Genomic DNA, 13,248 nt, shown 5'->3' on the forward strand with positions numbered 1-13,248 from the left:
TGTCCGCCGGGAGCTCATACCCGCCGGGAGGCGTGTCCGCCGGGGCCTCGTACCCTCGTGGTATGCCCTTCCGCGCCCCCTCACGGCCCGTGGGCTCGGTGACGCGCGGAACCACCAGTCCGAATCGGCTGCGGCGTATGGACCGCTGGATCGCCGGGACGCACGGACCCGCACTGCGCCGCTCACCCGGTCTGCCGGTCGCCGTCGACCTCGGTTACGGGGCCGCTCCCTGGACCGCCGTCGAACTACTGGGGCGGCTGCGTGCCGTGCGGAGCGACGTGCGCGTGTACGGCGTCGAGATCGACCCCGTACGGGTCGCGGCGGCGCAGCCCTACGCGCGCGAAGGGCTCGCGTTCGTCCGGGGCGGCTTCGAGATACCGCTGCCCCCGCACGAAGGACTGCGCGAAGGACCCCGCGAAGGCCCGCACGGAGGGCGGCACGGGACCGTGCCCGGCGTGCAGCTGATCCGGGCAGCGAACGTGCTGCGCCAGTACGACGAGGCCGAAGTGCCTCCCGTGTGGGACCGCCTGTGCGCGCGGCTCGCGCCCGACGGACTGCTGGTCGAGGGCACGTGCGACGAGATCGGCCGCCGTCATGTGTGGGTCGCGCTCGGTCCCGAAGGCCCGAGGACCGTCACGTTCGCCGCCCGCCTCGCCTCCCTGGAGACCCCCTCGGCGCTGGCCGAACGCCTGCCCAAGGCGCTCATCCACCGCAATGTGCCCGGCGAGCCCGTACACCGCTTCCTCCGAGACTTCGACCGCGCCTGGGCGGCTGCCGCACCCTACGGCGCGCTGAGTGCACGGCAGCGCTGGCTGCGCGCCGTACAGGCACTGGCCGATGACTGGCCACTGGCGGACGGACCCCGCCGCTGGCGCCAGGGCGAGGTCACCGTCCGCTGGGAAGCGCTGGCTCCGCGCGGGCCGCACCACCGCTGACGCGGCCCCGCGCGGTGCCTACGTACGTACGGGGCAGCGCGCCGGGCCACAGCGCGGGCCGCAGGGGCTACGCCGCGGTGGCCTGCGCCGTCGCGGGCTGTGCGGCCGGGGGTGGGGAATCCTGGTCCGTGCCCTGCGCCGACAGGGCTTCCGCTACCGGGGGCGCGGCAGGCGACAGCTCGGCGCGGCCGAACAACAACGCGTAGCCCGGGGGCAGTTCGCCGAGCAGCCGAGCAAGTAGCGCGTCGCCCGCCAACTCGCCCACCACACACAGCACCGAGCTGACGTCCCAGCGTGCCGTCGCCGGAGTCGCCCCCTCCCTCCGCGCGGCGACGCCGTCAACGAACTCGGAAGCGGTCAGCGGTCGCAGCGCCGGAACCTGGTCGACGAGCACGCGCGCCGCCTGCTCGGGCAGCATCCGCGCCAGCTCCACCCGTTCCTCACCTGTGACGTGCCCGCCAAGTGCCGAAAGCACCGTACGAGTGACCTCGCGGGCCTCCGCCTCGGTGGCGTACTGCCCGTACTCACGCACCCTGTCCACGAGTTCACTCCAGCGCATCGCCGTGTACCCCTCTCGTCGCTCTCAGGTTGTCGTTGTGGTGTGGCCCCGGCCGCACAGGCGTCCGGGGCCGGGATGGAATGGGATCGGATGGAATCGGATCGGATGGAATCGGGGCAGGCCCGGGGGCGGGAACGGGGGCCGGGGCGGGACCGGGGCGGGTGGCCGAACGGCCGGGCTCAGCCGGAGAGTTGCCTCTTCCCCTCACCCGTCGCGATCTCGATCCTGCGGGGCTTGGCCTGCTCGGCCACCGGGATGCGCAGGGTCAGCACGCCTGCCTCGTAACTCGCGTCGATACGTGCCGTGTCCAGCGTCTCGCCGAGGAACAGCTGCCTGCTGAAACGGCCGGAAGGGCGCTCGGCCGCCAGGAGTTCGGCACCCTCGGGCGCCGGGGAGCGGCGCTCGGCGCGGACCGTCAGCACGTTGCGCTCGATGTCGAGGTCGACGGTGTCCGGGTCGACGCCGGGAAGATCGAAGTGGATCACGAAGTCGTCGCCTGCCCGATAGGCGTCCATCGGCACCCCGGCCGGGCGCGAAGGCGTCCCCAGGACCTGTTGGGCGAGGCGGTCGAACTCGGTGCGCATGAGCATCACGGTCATCTCCTTCCGTGTGACACTCCGGTGCGATGCCCTACGCCATCTATATACCCCAGGGGAAGGAAAGTTGACAAGTAGAGACTCAAGTCACCGGAATGCGCAGGTCAACGCCGGACCTGTCGGCGGACCTTCGGGCACGAGGACTTCGGTCGCGGAACGTCGGCCGCGAACCGCACTTCTACCGCGGATTACGGGTCGCGGATTACGGGTTACGGGTTGCGGATGACGTGCCGCGGGGCTCCCGGTGCCGTACGGGAACCCGCGCGCCGTCACCCCTCGGAGAGCTGCGGGGGCAGCGGCCTCAGGCCGTCGAGGAGGAGGGCGATGAGGCGTTCGGCCTGCTCACGTTGCTCGGGCCCGGCCGAGGTGAGGGCGATACCGGCGAGCGCGGCGAACATGTCGGTCGGGAGGATGTCGGACCTGACCGTACCGGCGGCGACACCGGCTTCCAGGAGGGTGGAGAGTGCCGCCTGGATCAACTCCCGGCTCTCGGCATAGGGGTTGACCCCCGAGGCGACGACGGCACGCAGCGCTTCGGCCATGCCGAGTTTGGCGGTTGCGTAGTCGACGAAGCGGTGCATCCAGGCGCGTAGGGCCTCATGGGGCGGCATGGTCGCCAGGAGGTCGGGGGCCGCGTCGCACAGCCGGGCCACTTCGTTGCGGTAGGCGGCCTCTATCAGGGCCTCCCGGGTCGGGAAGTTGCGGTAGAGGGTGCCGGTCCCCACCCCCGCCTCCTTGGCGACGCGCTCGAAGTGCGCGGCGAGCCCCTCTTCGGAGAACACGCGCACTGCGGCGGCCAGGATCTTGTCGCGGTTGCGCTGCGCGTCAGCCCGCAGCGGACGCCCTGCCTCTCGGACCATCGGCGATCTCTCCCCACTCTCCGCTTGCTAAGTGGAGGCACCGCCACTTAATGTGAGTGTCAGCGAACTGGAGGCGCCTCCAGTTCCACCCTAGGGCACGAATGCGCGCCGCCCCCAGGCCGCGCCCACGCCCGCACACGGGCCCAGACCCAGGTGCAGGCCCGGATTCAGGCCAGACCAAGCCAGGGCCGGTCGGAGCCCGTTCTCGTTTTCTCGTTCTCGTTCTCGTTCTCGTTCTCGTCCGGAAGGACGGTCACCCATGTCAGGAATCGAAGGCAAGGTCGTCGCGATCACAGGCGCCGGCAGCGGCATCGGCGAGGCGACCGCGCGTCTGCTCGCGGAGCGCGGCGCGAAGGTCGTTCTCGGGGCACGCCGCGAGGAGCGCCTTGAAGCACTGGCCGCCGACATCGAAAAAGCAGGCGGTGAAGCCGCCTGGATCCGCACGGATGTGACGCGGGCAGGCGACATGTCCGCGCTCGTCCAGTTGGCACGCGACCGGTACGGCGCGCTCGACGTGCTCGTCAGCAATGCCGGGGTCGGTCTGATCTCCCGTCTGGACGACCTCCGCGTCGAGGACTGGGAGGAGATGATCGACGTCAACTTCAAAGGCGTGCTGTACGGGATCGCCGCCGCTCTGCCGGTCTTCCGCGAACAGGGCTCAGGGCACTTCGTCAACACCGTGTCCACCGCCGGACTGCGCATCGTGCCCCTTCAGTCGGTGTACGCGGCCACCAAGAACGCCGTGCGCACCCTCTCCGAGGGACTGCGCCAGGAGGCGGGGGACAGCCTGCGCGTCACCGTCGTCTCACCGGGCTACGTCAGCACGGAGTTCGCCGACCGCATCGACCCCGGCGTGAAGGCCCAGGTCGGCAACTCCATGGACGACATGGGCCTCTCACCGGACGCGGTGGCCCGCGCCATCGCCTTCGCCGTCGAGCAGCCCGACGGTGTCGACGTGGGCGACATCGTCGTCCGCCCCACCGCACAGGGCTGAGGCCAGCGCCACGCGGGAGCCGTTGCCTACGAACGGCTTCCCGGGCCAGCTCTCACCTCAGCCCTCAGCCCTCAGCCCTCAGAGCGCTCAGCCCTCGGCCCGGTCCTTGGCCAGGTGCTCGCGCAGCACCGCGTCCAGGGTGAGGGGTTCGCGGCCGAGCAGGGTGCCCAGTGTCGGGTCGACGGCGGCGAACTCGCCCGCGCGGCTGGCGGCGAAGATGCCCAGCAACTGTCCGGCCGCCTCTGCGGGCACGCCCCGGCCCAGCAACTGCTCCCTGAACTGGTCGTCGGATGCGGTGACCCTCGTCATGGCCCGGCCCGTGATCTCGGTGGCCATGCCGGCGATGTCGTCGAAGGTGAGTGCCTGGCCCGCGGTGAGTGGCGGGGTAGGGCCGTCGAAACAGCCTTCGTCGGCCAGGATCGCGGCTGTTGCGTCGGCGAGGTCGGCGTGCGCCGTCCAGCTGACCGGCCCGTCGGCGGGGAGCACGATCCGGCCCGACTCCAGGGCCTGGTCGAGGAAGCGCGCGGCGCTGGCGGCATAGAAGCCGTTGCGCAGCGACGTGAACGGCACACCACAGGCGCGCAGCGCTTCCTCGGTGGCGGCGTGGTCGCGGCACGCCTGGAAGTGCGACGCGTCACCGGCCCCCATCTGGCTGGTGTAGAGGATGCGGCGGGCGCCGGCTGCGACGGCCCCCTCGATCGCGGCACGGTGCTGCGCGACGCACTCTTCGCCCATCTTGTCGACGGAGACGATGAGCACCTGAGAGGCGCCCTCGAAGGCATGGGCGAGGCCCGCGGTGTCGGTGAAGCTGCCCTGCCGTACCCGTACCCCCTGGTCGGCGAACGCCTGTGCCTTCTGCGGGTCGCGGACGCTGACGCCGACCTGATCGGCGCTCACGCGCGTGAGCAGCCCCTCGACGATCCGACGGCCCAGCTGTCCGGTGGCTCCGGTCACGATGATCAAGATGTGCTCCGTTGTCGCAGTGATGTTTCCAGTGGAATCAACTTTACGTTATCACTGATATTAACGATGGAACCGGCGTCGCAGTACCGTTGAGTCATGCCATCGCGTTCACACAGCAGGGACGGCACCGCCGGCGTCCCAGCCGGCGCCACGTCCGGCGTCGCGTCCGAGTCCGACAGCGCTTCCGCGAGCCGGGAGCGGACCCGGCAGCGGGTCGTCGAGGCCGCCATCGACCTGCTGACGCGCGGAGGCCGGGACGCGGTCACCACCCGCGCGGTCGCGGATGCGGCCGGGCTGCAACCACCGGCCATCTACCGGCTGTTCGGCGACAAGGAGGGGCTGCTCGACGCGGTGGTCGAGTACGGGTTCGGCGCGTTCATCGCCACCAAGCACATCGACCCCGATCCGCCGGACCTCATCGAGGACCTGAGAGCCGGCTGGGACGTCGCGGTCGAGTTCGGGCTGGCCAATCCCGCGCTGTTCACGCTCATGTACGCCGAGCCCACCAGGACGGCCTCGCCCGCTTTCAAAGCCGGGATGGAGATGCTGATGGGCCGTATCCGGCGGCTCGCCGCCGGTGGCTGGCTGCGCGTCGACGAGGAACTCGCGGCCCAGATCATCCATGCCACGGCGCGCGGCGCGGTGCTCACCTGGCTGTCCGTGCCCGAAGACCGGCGTGACCCCGCCCTGTTGAGCACGCTGCGGGAATCCATGGTCGCCGCCGTCACCCGCCAACAGCCGGCCGTGCGGGACGCGGGCCCGGCAGGCGCGGCGCGTGCCCTGCGCGCCAGGCTGCCCGAACAGACGATCCTCAGCAGCGCGGAGCGACACCTGCTGCGGGAGTGGCTGAACCGCCTTGCCGCGGACGGTTGACCGCCGCTGACCGTGCGGAGAGCTGTGGGCTGTGGGCTGTGGGCTGTGATCTGCGGCCTGTGGCCTGCGGGCTGTGACCGGTGACCTGCGACCTGCGACCTGCGACCCGCGGCTCCGTGCGGTCGGCGGTGCGGGTCAGCGGAGCGGAGTCAGCCGACGCCCGGAATCACCCGCCCGGGCGGGTGCCCGCTGTGCGGAGGGCTGTGAGGAGTGGGGGGATCAGCTCGGCGTCGCGGGGGCGGGTGAGGTGGGTGCTGGCGGCCTCGGGTGACAGCCAGAGCAGGCGGTCGACCTCCTGGTTGGGGGCGAAGGTTCCGCCGGTCGCCTTCGCCGCCCAGTAGCGCACGTATTTGGGCCGTCCCTGCGCGTCCGTGTAGTGCGCCGACGGCAGTTCGGTGCCCAGTTCACAGGTCCTCCCTGTCTCTTCGAACACCTCGCGCAGCGCGGCCTCCTCCGCGCGCTCCAGGGGCTTGAGCTTGCCCTTCGGGTGTGACCAGTCGTCCCACTTGGGCCGGTGTACCAGCGCGATCTCGATGGCGCCCCGCACGGCTGCGGGGCGCCACAGCACGCAGCCCGCCGCGCGGACCGGCGTCGCGGTCACAGGGCTTCGCCCCGCGCCGACGGAGCGCGCGAGGGCACCTGGGTCCTGCCCCACAGGCGGCCGAACGCGAAGCGTGCCGCCTCCACTTCGTGCCGCTGGTCGGCGTGCAGCACGCCCAGCGCGTAGGCGCTGGCCGGCGCGATCCTGGGGGTCGCCGCAGCCGAGGCAGCAGCCGCTGCGGCCTCGGCTGCCTCGCGGTGCCGGTCGAGCGCCGCGCACGCGGGTACGAGCCGCGAGTCGCCCTCCGCGTGCGGTCCCAGTACCTCCAGCGCGTAACGGTGCAGCCGCAGCAGCACCCGTACCTGGTGCCACGCGGCGTCCTGCCGCGCCTCGGCCGCCAGGGAGCGGGACAGCGCCTCGGCGTTGTACGGCGCTCCCGCGCGGGTCAGCGGCAGTCCGCCCACGGCCTCGGTGAGCTGCCGCCGTGCCTGCTCTGCCAGTGGCACCAGTACGCCCGGTGCGGGACGGTCCGCCGTCTCCTTGGTGTCCCTGCGGAACGGCACCTCGGAAGCGAGCACGGCCACCGCGTCCGCCACCGCGTGGAAGCGGGCCGAGCCCAGCGCCCCGAGCGCGGCCGAGTGCGCACGGGTACGGGAGAGGGTGAGCTGCCGGTCCAGCAGGGCACCCGCGCGGGCAGCGCCCACCGGGAGCGCGCCCCGTTCAGCACCCCGCTCCCCCTCGACGCCTTTCCGCCCTGCGCCGCCCTTCTCTCCCGCGCCGCCCTTGTCCCCAGCGCCCTTGTCCCCGCCGCCCCGCGTCCCGGCGCCGTCCTTCGACCCAGCGCCGTCCCGGTCCCCTGCGCCGTTCCGGTCTGCGGCGCCCGCGCGTGCGGTCGTCGTACCTCGGTCGGGGCCGCCGTCCCTGGCGCCGCTCGCCAGCCGGTGCAGGGCCGTCAGCAGCCGGTCGAGGCGCGCCGCGTAGGCGTACTCACGGGCGAGGGTGCCCGACAGCCAGCTGAGTTCGGTGCGGAGCTGGTCGGCCCAGGCCGGGTCGAGGAGTGGTCTGTAGGTGTGCAGCGCGCCGTTCAGCCGCCGGGCAGCCGCGCGCAGCGTCTCCACGGCGACGGCTGTCTCGGCCGCGCTCTCGGCGCTGCCCGCGCTCTCCGCGTGCGCACGCAGTCCGCGCAGGAACTCGGCTGCGCGGGCGTGCAGATAACCGCCCAGCACATCGGCGGCCGTGGCCCCCGTGCCCTCCGTCCCGTGCCCGGACTCGACGACCGAGTCCCGGCTCTGCCCCACCATCACAGCCCCTTCCCCGCACCGCGCGCACGCGTCTCATGTCGCAGGTCCACGCCTGCGTCGCCGCCCGTCGATCAGCATTTCCTGCACGTTGGGCAGGCACTGCCCCTCGTTCTCCCCTTCGACGGCGTACGCGTGCCGCGTCCAGTCGCCGTCCGGGCCCAGGTGCCAGGACGCCGTGGTGTCGGACATGCCCGTCTCCAGCAGCTTGTTGAGCGAGGCGCGGTGTGCGGGGTCGGCGACCCGCACCAGCGCCTCGATCCTGCGGTCGAGGTTGCGGTGCATCATGTCGGCGCTGCCCAGCCACACCTCGGACTCGCCGCCGTTTTCGAACGAGTAGATCCGCGAGTGCTCCAGGAAGCGCCCCAGGACGCTGCGCACCCGGATGTTCTCGCTCAGCCCCGCGACTCCCGGGCGCAGCGCGCAGATTCCGCGTACCCACACGTCCACGGGTACGCCCACCATGGACGCGTGGTAGAGCGCGTCGCACACGGTCTCGTCCACTATCGAGTTGACCTTGATACGGATGCCCGCAGGGCGCCCCTCCTCGCGGTGCGTGATCTCCTTCTGGATGCGGGAGATCAGCCCGTCACGCAGCGACCTGGGCGCCACCAGGAGGCGCCGGTAGGTCTCGCGCCGTGAGTAGCCCGACAGCCGGTTGAACAGGTCGGACAGATCGGCGCCCACCTGCGGGTCCGCGGTGAGCAGGCCCAGGTCCTCGTACAGGCGTGCCGTCTTGGGGTTGTAGTTGCCGGTGCCGACATGCGCGTAGCGGCGCAGTGTGTCGCCCTCCTGGCGTACGACGAGCGACAGCTTGCAGTGCGTTTTGAGGCCGACCAGCCCGTAGACGACGTGGCAGCCCGACTCCTCCAGCTTCCGCGCCCACTTGATGTTGGCCTGCTCGTCGAAGCGTGCCTTGATCTCGACGAGGACGAGCACCTGCTTGCCGGACTCCGCCGCGTCTATCAGCGCGTCCACGATCGGCGAGTCCCCGGAGGTCCGGTAGAGCGTCTGCTTGATGGCCAGGACGTCGGGATCGCTCGCCGCCTGTTCCAGGAACGCCTGTACGGAGGTGGAGAAGCTGTCGTACGGGTGGTGCAGCAGCACGTCGCGTTCGCGCAGCGCGGCGAAGATGTCGGGCGCCGAGGCCGACTCGACCTCCGCCAGGTCGCGGTGCGTGCCCGCCACGAACTTCGGGTACTTCAGCTCCGGCCTGTCCAGCGCCGTCGCGATCCCCGACAGCCCCGTCAGGTCCAGCGGGCCCGGCAGCGGATAGACCTCGGCGTCGCCGACCTTCAGCTCGCGCACCAGCAGGTCGAGCACGTACGGGTCGATGGACTCCTCGACCTCCAGCCGTACCGGCGGCCCGAAGCGGCGGCGCATCAGCTCCTTCTCCAGCGCCTGGAGCAGGTTCTCCGCGTCGTCCTCCTCCACCTCCAGGTCCTCGTTCCGGGTCACCCGGAACATGTGGTGCGCCAGCACCTCCATGCCGGGGAACAGCTCCTCCAGGTGCGCCGCGATGACGTCCTCCAGCGGGACGTAGCGGTGCGGCGAGGCTTCCAGGAAGCGCGGCAGCAGCGGCGGCACCTTGACCCGCGCGAAGTGGTGGTGGCCGCTCACCGGGTTGCGTACGACCACGGCGAGGTTGAGCGAAAGGCCCGAGATGTACGGGAACGGATGCGCCGGGTCGACGGCCAGCGGGGTCAGCACCGGGTAGACCTGCTGCCTGAAGAGCGAGAACAGGCGTGCCTGTTCCTTCTCCGTCAGCTCCTTCCACCGGATCAGGTGAAGCCCCTCGTCGGCGAGCGCCGGGGCCACGTCCTGCTGGTAGCAGGCGGCGTGCCGCGCCATCAGCTCGCGCGACCGCGTCCAGATCAGGTCCAGCACCTCGCGCGGCTGGAGCCCGGAGGCGCTGCGCGTCGCGACGCCGGTCGCTATACGGCGCTTCAGGCCGGCGACGCGCACCATGAAGAACTCGTCCAGGTTCCCGGCGAAGATCGCCAGGAAGTTGGCGCGTTCGAGCAGCGGGGTCTCCGGGTCCTCGGCCAGCTCCAGCACGCGCTCGTTGAACGCCAGCCAGCTGCGTTCCCTGTCCAGGAAGCGGCCCTGCGGCAGGTCGCTGTCGGCCTCCTCGGGACCCTGCCCCTCCTCGTACAGGCCGACGTCCGAGTCGATGTCGGGCTCCAGGCCCAGCGCGGGCCCCGTCACCGCGTTGGTCCGGTGGGCCGCGATCCAGCCGACGGAGGGCTGAGGGGCGTGCGCAGCGTGCTGGCTCATACCGTCATTGTTCCGCGCACGGGAGACGCCACTGCTCCGCGCGGCGGGTGCGCGGAACTCGGGTTGGTGCGGAAGGGCGTGCATTCCGTGAGCGTCGCAAGCGAGTTTGAATCGCCGGTTACGCCGACATGGCGCACGGGGGTGCCCAAGGTTGCGCCCAGCCGCCCGCGCGCGGTCAGCTCTCGGTGCGGTACATCAGGTCCGTCTCGTGGGTACGGAAACCGAGCCCCTCGTAGACCTTCACGGCGGCCACGTTGTCGGCGTCGACGTAGAGCATCGCCGTGGGCAGCCCGGCGTCCGCGAGATGCCGCAGGCCGATCGTGGTGAGCGCCTTGCCGAGGCCGCCGCCCTGCTCGTCGGGGCTGACCCCGAGGACGTACACCTCGCCGAGCCCCTCGTCGGCGTGCACCTTCGTCCAGTGGAAGCCCACCAGGGCCTCGCCGCGCACCGCGAGGAAGAAGCCGGCGGGGTCGAACCACGGTTCGGCCTTGCGGTCGTCGAGGTCGCGCTGGGTGAGCCCGCCCTGTTCGGGGTGGTGCGCGAAGGCGGCGGCGTTCAGCCGCAGCCAGGCCGCGTCGTCCTCCCCGGGCCGGAACGTGCGCACGTCCACCCCCGCCGGCAGCGAAGGCTCGGCGAGTGACAGCCCTTCCAGGGGCCGCCGCAGCTGGCGCAGCTCGCGGAAGAGCGTGAGCCCGAGAGCCTGTGCGAGGTGCCGGGCCGCCGGGTGACCGCCGTGCGCCCAGACGCGCAGCCGCTTGCCCGAGGTGTCGAGGAGTGCCTGCCCGAGGCGGCGCCCGTGGCCGTTGCCCCGGTGTCCCGGGGCGACGACGAGTTCGCCCGTGGGCGCTTCGACGGGGTCGGTGTCCTCAAGTTGCGCGTAGCCGGCGAGCGTTCCTGTGCCGGTACGCAGCAGCAGGTGGCGTACGCCCTCGCGGCGCCCGCCCCGCAGTTGGAGCCTGCCCTGTTCGGAGACGGCGGACTGGCCGTCCTCCCTGGCCGCTTCCTCGATCAGCTTCAGGGCCTCGCCCACGACGTCGGCGGGCACCTCGTCCACAACATCCACGTCAGTCATGGGGACGACCCTACGTCGCTGCACGGTGCCCGCGGCTGTCAGCGCCCGTCGGGGATCTCGGCGCCGGGCAGGTCAGGCGGGGGTTCGGGAGCGCCGGGCAGCCGCAGTACGGCCTCCGTCCCCGCGCCGCCGTCCGCCGGCTCCCGCAGCGCGACCTCGCCGCCCGCCTGGCGCACGGTCCTGGCGACGATGGACAGGCCGAGCCCTGAGCCCGGCAGGCTGCGCGCCGACGGTGAGCGCCAGAAGCGGTCGAAGACGTACGGCAGTTCGGCGGCGGGGACGCCCGTGCCGTGATCGCGTACCTGTAGTACGCCGTCGGCCAGTGTGACCTCGACGGCGCTGCCCTCCGGGCTGAACTTGACCGCGTTGTCGAGCAGATTGACCACGGAACGCTCCAGCGCGACCGCTTCGGCCCGTACGTACCACGGCGCCAGGTCGGTCGCGATCGTCACCTGCGGCCCGCGCAGACGGACCCGTTCCACCGCGCGCGCCACGGCCTCGTGCAACCCGGTGATCCCGGTCTGCGGCTGACCCTCGGCGCCGCCCTCCTGGGGGCGCGAGAGTTCCTGCAGGTCGCCGATGAGCGCGTTCAGCTCGGTCATCTGGGCCTTCACGGACGCCAGCAGCTCCCTGCGGTCCTGCTCGGGCAGCGGCCTTCCGGCCTCTTCGCTGCGCACCAGCAGTTCGATGTTCGTCCGCAGCGAGGTGAGCGGGGTGCGCAGTTCGTGCCCCGCGTCGGCGATGAGCTGCTGCTGCAGCTCGCGCGAGGCGGCGAGCGCGCCCGTCATCGAGTTGAACGAGCGGGACAGCCGGGCGATCTCGTCGTCGCCCTCCACGGGGATACGGACCGCCAAGTCCTCGGTACGCGCGATGTGTTCGACGGCCCCGGTCAGCCGGTCCACGGGCCGCAGCCCCGCGCGTGCCAGCGCGACACCCGCACCGGCTGCCCCCAGTACGCCGGCGCCGCCCACCAGGGTGAGGATCAGCGCGAGCTTGCGCAGCGACTCATCGACCTCGGTCAGCGGCCTGGCCAGCGAGACGGCGAGCCCCGTGCCCTCCACGGGCGTGGTGCGTACGCGGTACCCGGTGCCGTCGGGGCCGCGCGCCCCGTGCACCGACTCGCTGCGGGTGCGCTTGGCCACGTCCACATCGGCCCCGGTGACATCCAGCTTGCTGCCGACGATCACGCAGCTGGTCCCCGAGGTGTCCACGACCTGCACGGTGGCACCGAACGGGTTGGGCGCCGGCCGGTCCGGCGGGCTGCACTGCCCCGACTGCACCCGGTCGACGACGGTGCTCGGCGCCACGGTGTTGTCACGCAGCGAGTCGTCCAGCGAGCTGAGCAGCTGGGCCCGTACGAGGAACCAGCAGGCCAGCGCGCACGCCGCGACCGCGAGCGCGACCGTGCCGGCGGCCAGCAGCGCCAGCCGTCCGCGCAGCGGCATCGCGACGGCACGCGCGCCCCCGCGCCGGAAGCGGTACAGCGCCGTACGCACGGTCACACCCCGTCACCCGACGAGGCGTCGGACCGCAGCACATAGCCCACGCCCCGCACCGTGTGCACGAGCCTCGGCTCCCCGCCCGCCTCGGTCTTGCGGCGCAGGTACATGACGTACACGTCCAGGGAGTTGGACGAGGGTTCGAAGTCGAAGCCCCAGACGGCCTTGAGGATCTGTTCGCGGGTGAGGACCTGGCGCGGGTGCGCGAGGAACATCTCCAGCAGCGTGTACTCCGTGCGCGTCAGCTCCACGGGACGCCCGCCCCTGGTCACCTCGCGCGTGCCCAGGTCCATGCGCAGATCGCCGAAGGACAGCGTCTCGGGGCTCTCCTCCGCCTCGGCCAGCGCCTGTTCCCGCGCGTACGAGCTGCGCCGCAGCAGGGCCCGTACGCGCGCGAGCAGTTCGTCCAGCTCGAACGGTTTGACGAGGTAGTCATCGGCCCCCGCGTCCAGCCCCGTGACCCGGTCGCCGACGGTGTCCCGCGCGGTCAGCATCAGCACGGGCACCCGCTGGCCCGCCGCACGCAGCCGCCTGGCGGCCGTGAGGCCGTCCATACGGGGCATCAGCACATCCAGGATGATCAGCCCGGGCTGGTGCTCGGCCGCCTTCTCCAGCGCCTCGACGCCGTCGACCGCCGTTTCCGTCTCATATCCCTCATAGCTGAGGCTGCGGCGCAGCGCGTCAAGGACGGCGGGCTCGTCGTCGACGATCAGGATCTTCTGCGGGTCGGGCGAGGACTCAGGCATGAGTCCCAGCCTGTCACCGTCCGGCTCCAGGACGG

The 13,248-nt window shown here is 71.9% G+C and carries 12 protein-coding genes and 1 pseudogene; 3 read left to right on the forward strand and 10 right to left on the reverse strand.

All coding sequences use genetic code 11. From position 1 onward, the window contains the following. Positions 1–62 precede the first annotated feature (62 nt). Positions 63–935, forward strand: a complete 873-nt coding sequence (locus NMN56_RS28690; RefSeq protein WP_274044890.1) for a class I SAM-dependent methyltransferase — start codon at positions 63–65, stop codon at positions 933–935. A 163-nt stretch (positions 936–1,098) separates the two neighbouring features. Here the strand turns inward: NMN56_RS28690 and NMN56_RS28695 are convergent. The 3 genes and pseudogenes from NMN56_RS28695 to NMN56_RS28705 all read right to left on the reverse strand — a co-directional run. Then, positions 1,099–1,494: pseudogene (locus tag NMN56_RS28695) on the reverse strand (DUF2267 domain-containing protein); the annotation flags it as partial. A gap of 179 nt (positions 1,495–1,673) precedes the next feature. Next, positions 1,674–2,084: an Hsp20/alpha crystallin family protein gene (locus NMN56_RS28700; RefSeq protein ID WP_274045065.1), complete on the reverse strand. Its 411-nt coding sequence runs from the start codon at positions 2,082–2,084 to the stop codon at positions 1,674–1,676. A 275-nt stretch (positions 2,085–2,359) separates the two neighbouring features. Then, positions 2,360–2,950: a TetR/AcrR family transcriptional regulator gene (locus NMN56_RS28705; protein ID WP_274044889.1), complete on the reverse strand. Its 591-nt coding sequence runs from the start codon at positions 2,948–2,950 to the stop codon at positions 2,360–2,362. 259 nt (positions 2,951–3,209) lie between these two features. Between NMN56_RS28705 and NMN56_RS28710 the strand changes: the two genes are divergently transcribed. Further along, the gene (locus tag NMN56_RS28710; RefSeq protein WP_274044888.1) at positions 3,210–3,944 is read left to right on the forward strand and encodes an SDR family oxidoreductase; all 735 of its coding nucleotides are present in this window, start codon (positions 3,210–3,212) and stop codon (positions 3,942–3,944) included. Between the two features lie 87 nt (positions 3,945–4,031). Here NMN56_RS28710 and NMN56_RS28715 read toward each other — a convergent pair whose 3' ends face one another. Further along, positions 4,032–4,907 (reverse strand): SDR family oxidoreductase, encoded by an 876-nt coding sequence (locus NMN56_RS28715; protein ID WP_274044887.1) that lies wholly within the window; start codon positions 4,905–4,907, stop codon positions 4,032–4,034. Positions 4,908–5,003: 96 nt separating this feature from the next. Here NMN56_RS28715 and NMN56_RS28720 point away from each other — a divergent pair, with 96 nt between their 5' ends. Then, positions 5,004–5,780, forward strand: coding sequence for a TetR/AcrR family transcriptional regulator (locus NMN56_RS28720; protein ID WP_274044886.1), 777 nt, complete (start codon positions 5,004–5,006; stop codon positions 5,778–5,780). Between the two features lie 166 nt (positions 5,781–5,946). On the opposite strand, the gene NMN56_RS28725 is transcribed toward NMN56_RS28720, so the two are convergent. The 6 genes from NMN56_RS28725 to NMN56_RS28750 form a co-directional block, all read right to left on the reverse strand. Then, on the reverse strand, positions 5,947–6,381 hold the full coding sequence (locus NMN56_RS28725; RefSeq protein WP_274044885.1) for an NUDIX hydrolase: 435 nt from the start codon (positions 6,379–6,381) through the stop codon (positions 5,947–5,949). Further along, positions 6,378–7,622 (reverse strand): CHAD domain-containing protein, encoded by a 1,245-nt coding sequence (locus NMN56_RS28730; RefSeq protein WP_274044884.1) that lies wholly within the window; start codon positions 7,620–7,622, stop codon positions 6,378–6,380. The genes NMN56_RS28725 and NMN56_RS28730 overlap by 4 nt, the downstream gene beginning before the upstream one ends. Before the next feature lie 33 nt (positions 7,623–7,655). After that, on the reverse strand, positions 7,656–9,896 hold the full coding sequence (locus NMN56_RS28735; protein WP_274044883.1) for an RNA degradosome polyphosphate kinase: 2,241 nt from the start codon (positions 9,894–9,896) through the stop codon (positions 7,656–7,658). Positions 9,897–10,071: 175 nt separating this feature from the next. Then, on the reverse strand, positions 10,072–10,968 hold the full coding sequence (gene mshD / locus NMN56_RS28740; protein WP_274044882.1) for a mycothiol synthase: 897 nt from the start codon (positions 10,966–10,968) through the stop codon (positions 10,072–10,074). A 38-nt stretch (positions 10,969–11,006) separates the two neighbouring features. After that, on the reverse strand, positions 11,007–12,413 hold the full coding sequence (locus NMN56_RS28745) for a HAMP domain-containing sensor histidine kinase (RefSeq protein WP_274045063.1): 1,407 nt from the start codon (positions 12,411–12,413) through the stop codon (positions 11,007–11,009). 53 nt (positions 12,414–12,466) lie between these two features. Further along, on the reverse strand, positions 12,467–13,213 hold the full coding sequence (locus tag NMN56_RS28750; protein ID WP_274045062.1) for a response regulator transcription factor: 747 nt from the start codon (positions 13,211–13,213) through the stop codon (positions 12,467–12,469). Positions 13,214–13,248: the final 35 nt, after the last annotated feature.

The organism is Streptomyces iconiensis (genome assembly GCF_028657195.3).
GTDB classification, from domain to species: Bacteria; Actinomycetota; Actinomycetes; order Streptomycetales; family Streptomycetaceae; genus Streptomyces; species Streptomyces iconiensis.

What these genes read in the sequence shown, in the direction of transcription:
- NMN56_RS28710 (WP_274044888.1), top strand. Translation starts at nt 3,210, where the DNA reads ATGTCAGGAATCGAAGGCAAGGTCGTCGCGATCACAGGCGCCGGCAGC.
- NMN56_RS28750 (WP_274045062.1), bottom strand. Translation starts at nt 13,213, where the DNA reads ATGCCTGAGTCCTCGCCCGACCCGCAGAAGATCCTGATCGTCGACGAC.
- NMN56_RS28735 (WP_274044883.1), bottom strand. Translation starts at nt 9,896, where the DNA reads ATGAGCCAGCACGCTGCGCACGCCCCTCAGCCCTCCGTCGGCTGGATC.
- NMN56_RS28720 (WP_274044886.1), top strand. Translation starts at nt 5,004, where the DNA reads ATGCCATCGCGTTCACACAGCAGGGACGGCACCGCCGGCGTCCCAGCC.
- NMN56_RS28705 (WP_274044889.1), bottom strand. Translation starts at nt 2,950, where the DNA reads ATGGTCCGAGAGGCAGGGCGTCCGCTGCGGGCTGACGCGCAGCGCAAC.
- NMN56_RS28730 (WP_274044884.1), bottom strand. Translation starts at nt 7,622, where the DNA reads ATGGTGGGGCAGAGCCGGGACTCGGTCGTCGAGTCCGGGCACGGGACG.
- mshD (WP_274044882.1), bottom strand. Translation starts at nt 10,968, where the DNA reads ATGACTGACGTGGATGTTGTGGACGAGGTGCCCGCCGACGTCGTGGGC.
- NMN56_RS28690 (WP_274044890.1), top strand. Translation starts at nt 63, where the DNA reads ATGCCCTTCCGCGCCCCCTCACGGCCCGTGGGCTCGGTGACGCGCGGA.
- NMN56_RS28700 (WP_274045065.1), bottom strand. Translation starts at nt 2,084, where the DNA reads ATGCTCATGCGCACCGAGTTCGACCGCCTCGCCCAACAGGTCCTGGGG.
- NMN56_RS28745 (WP_274045063.1), bottom strand. Translation starts at nt 12,413, where the DNA reads ATGCCGCTGCGCGGACGGCTGGCGCTGCTGGCCGCCGGCACGGTCGCG.